The sequence below is a fragment of the Fulvimarina thalattae genome, from assembly GCF_040239565.1.
Lineage (GTDB): Bacteria > Pseudomonadota > Alphaproteobacteria > Rhizobiales > Rhizobiaceae > Fulvimarina.
Genome location: NZ_JBEHWS010000053.1, coordinates 1 through 2,661, shown reverse-complemented (window position 1 = coordinate 2,661; position 2,661 = coordinate 1). Strand labels below are relative to the sequence as shown.

Sequence of the window (2,661 nt, the reverse complement as noted above, 5' to 3'; positions counted from 1 at the left end):
GCGGCCATACCGCTCGTCGACATCCCAAAACCCAGGCTGACCACGCATCCCATCCTCCCGATCTCGATCAGGCGGATGGAATCATAGAACGCGGAGAAAAGGGAGGTTTTTAGAGGCGTCCAGCTTCTCAAGCGGATCGCCCTGTTTAGAGAGCTGAGACAGCCGATCCGAAACGTCCCAAAATCCAAACTGACCCGGCATCCGATCCTCCCGACCACCACGACGTCAGTGAATCAGATCACCGCCAAAACCGCCAGTTTCCGGAGACGTCCACGAGCCGATGCCAGGGTTGATCATTCGAGACGATCTTTTGGCCGATCAGCTTCGGGCTCTGGCCCGTCGCGAGAAGAATGGACGAACCGCGGGCCGCTTGCTGCCGCCTGCGAATGCACTCTCGGGCATGAGCCGGGCGGAGGCGGCTGAAGCTGCCGGCATGGACCGGCAGACGCTAAGAGCCGGAGCCGGAGCGTCTCGCCACGTCCGAAAACCCTATGACTTCATTCCATGCCGAGCGTCATACGGATAGTTCGGATGGTCCTTCAGCGCGGCGTCATCTATATTCAGAATCTTCGCAACCGCAGCCGCCTCGAAGCACCAATAGCCGAAGTAGGTGTCGTGCCTGCCCTTGTGATTCTCGTACCAGTACGTGTCAGACATATTGTGATACCAGTCCTTCATGAAAGCCTGTAACTGGCGCTCAGGATAGACGTCGGCCTGCTTGAAACATTCGTAAAGCGGCGCATAGGCCTCAGGCCACAGAAGATGGTCCGTCTCGTCTTGGCCTGGATAGCCCAACGCCTTGATCAACTTGTTCGCCAAAGCGTCTGTGGCATGCTCGGGATTGCTCATCTGGAGGACGAGGTAGTCGAGCACGATGTCGGTCTTCTCACGCGGCAGGTCGAACAGGATGCACCAGGCCAGCAGCCGATACCACATGTCGAAGCCACCGGAGTAGCCGCCGCCGTCGCCGTAAAGAAAATACTCCCTGTCCTGCTGACCCAATTCGACGAACACCTGAAGCGCGTCGATGGCTGCTATGCTTTGTTCGCGGACATCGGACACGGAGGCACCAGCAGAGTACGAAGCAACAGCGATATGACATCGATTGCGAAAAAAATCATACGCAAAACCTAGTCTCTTTTTAAACTCGAGCGATTCATCGCTATACGCTTCGATGTAACGATGTAAAAAACTTATTTTTTTGTCAATAAAACTTTCAAAATACTGACTATTTTTTATCTTATCTCTCATTTTTCAGCATCTCTCCACGAAACATTTTCTAGACTCCTCTCGTCGACGGCGCCATATTTATCGACCTTTAGCAAGAGAGGCTTATATCCTTCCATCTGTATCAAAAACGCTTCCTCTTCTCCTACCGAATTCTCTATTCTATCCCTCACCCACGACGGAGACATCTGCCGGGTACCATCTTTCAGTCTGCCCAAGCCGGCGGATCCATACTTCGCGTCGGCCACAACATAAGCCGGATCGCCGCCCTGCTTATAGTAGACCCCGTCAATACCCTGATGGCCTTTATCACCCATTTGCGCCATGGGTCCGTCGATTTTCTCATAGCCCTGTTCCGCCATATAGCGGTCGGCCATAACCTCTCCAAAATTTCCTTTGGCATTGTTCGACACCTGAGAGACCGGCTTCCATTCCCCGGTCTTCGGGTCCTGGACCATGGCTTCCCCATCGGGCGCCCGTCGCACACCGGGGGGATCAGAAGCCCCAGTAGGCCCACCCGGGTCCTTTCTGTTTTCGTGACTTGAACGCGGGACCCCCGCATGGTCGTCGCCAAAGCCGTCGTGTTCTTTGGCATGACGAACGACTGCCGCCTCGGACACCTGGAAAGAACCACTCTTGCCGGCACCTCCACCAGCCCGCTTGAACGTGACGGCCAGTCGACGCGTCCCACGACCGGCGACCTCTGCCACTTCACCAACGACCTTGACCGACACTCGCAACGCGACCGCGCCGGCCCCCGCAGTCAATGCTGCTGCAGCCGCGGTTATCGCCGCTTCGACAGCCAGGAATGCCCCATCGACCCCAAGCGTGCCGAGAGCATAGTCGAGGCCACCTTTGTCCCAATCCGACAAAAACTGATTATAGCGCTGGAGAGCGGCGTCCTGAATGGCGTTCCAGATCTTATCGAGCGCGGCGCCGACTTTGGCCTGCCTTGCATCGACGGTTGCCTGCGTGCGTGCAATCGATCGGTCTTCCCATGATGTGTCGGCCTGGTAGTCAGGCAGGACCGTGTTCGTCGTCAGCCCTTCCAGACCGGCCTTTGCATATTTACTTGCTTGAGAGACCTGATTGACATCGACGGCCACACTGTCGCGAATGCGTCGATCAAGATTTTCGATGTCGTCCGCAAAGCCGGCATCTCTTCCAAACCAACTGGCAACATTTTGTTTAGCGATCAGCTCCAAACGTTTTCTTTGAAGCAGCGCGGCTCCGACGAAAGGTAAGGAATAGTCGTCGGCAGCGGTTTTAGCTGCATCCCATATGACGTTGCCCCCTTGGCTTAATCCAGTTTGAAGTTCGTTCTGGCCTACCGAGAGGACCAGGACATGAAGCGCAGTCGTTTTTCCGAGGAGCAGATCATCGGTATCTTGAAGGAGCAGGAGGCCGGGGTGCCGGTGGCCGAGCTCTGCCGCA

General features: G+C 56.0%; 3 protein-coding genes and 1 pseudogene. 2 read left to right on the top strand and 2 right to left on the bottom strand.

Features of this window, described 5'->3' with window-relative positions; genetic code table 11:
- Positions 1-280: 280 nt before the first annotated feature.
- A pseudogene (locus tag ABRA89_RS20290) lies at positions 281-454 on the top strand (IS630 family transposase); the annotation flags it as partial.
- A 35-nt stretch (positions 455-489) separates the two neighbouring features.
- Here the strand turns inward: ABRA89_RS20290 and ABRA89_RS20285 are convergent.
- Positions 490-1,251, bottom strand: a complete 762-nt coding sequence (locus ABRA89_RS20285) for a PoNe immunity protein domain-containing protein (RefSeq protein ID WP_349943316.1) — start codon at positions 1,249-1,251, stop codon at positions 490-492.
- Entirely contained in the window at positions 1,248-2,432 is a 1,185-nt protein-coding gene (locus ABRA89_RS20280; protein WP_349943315.1) for a hypothetical protein, read from the bottom strand. Before ABRA89_RS20280 ends, ABRA89_RS20285 begins: the two co-directional genes overlap by 4 nt.
- A 141-nt stretch (positions 2,433-2,573) precedes the next feature.
- Here ABRA89_RS20280 and ABRA89_RS20275 point away from each other — a divergent pair.
- Positions 2,574-2,661 (top strand): transposase (locus tag ABRA89_RS20275; RefSeq protein WP_349943317.1); only part of this gene is annotated, 88 nt, incomplete at its 3' end.

Bases quoted from the DNA above. Each gene is read 5' to 3' on its own strand.
- ABRA89_RS20285 (WP_349943316.1), bottom strand. From the start codon at position 1,251: ATGAGAGATAAGATAAAAAATAGTCAGTATTTTGAAAGTTTTATTGAC.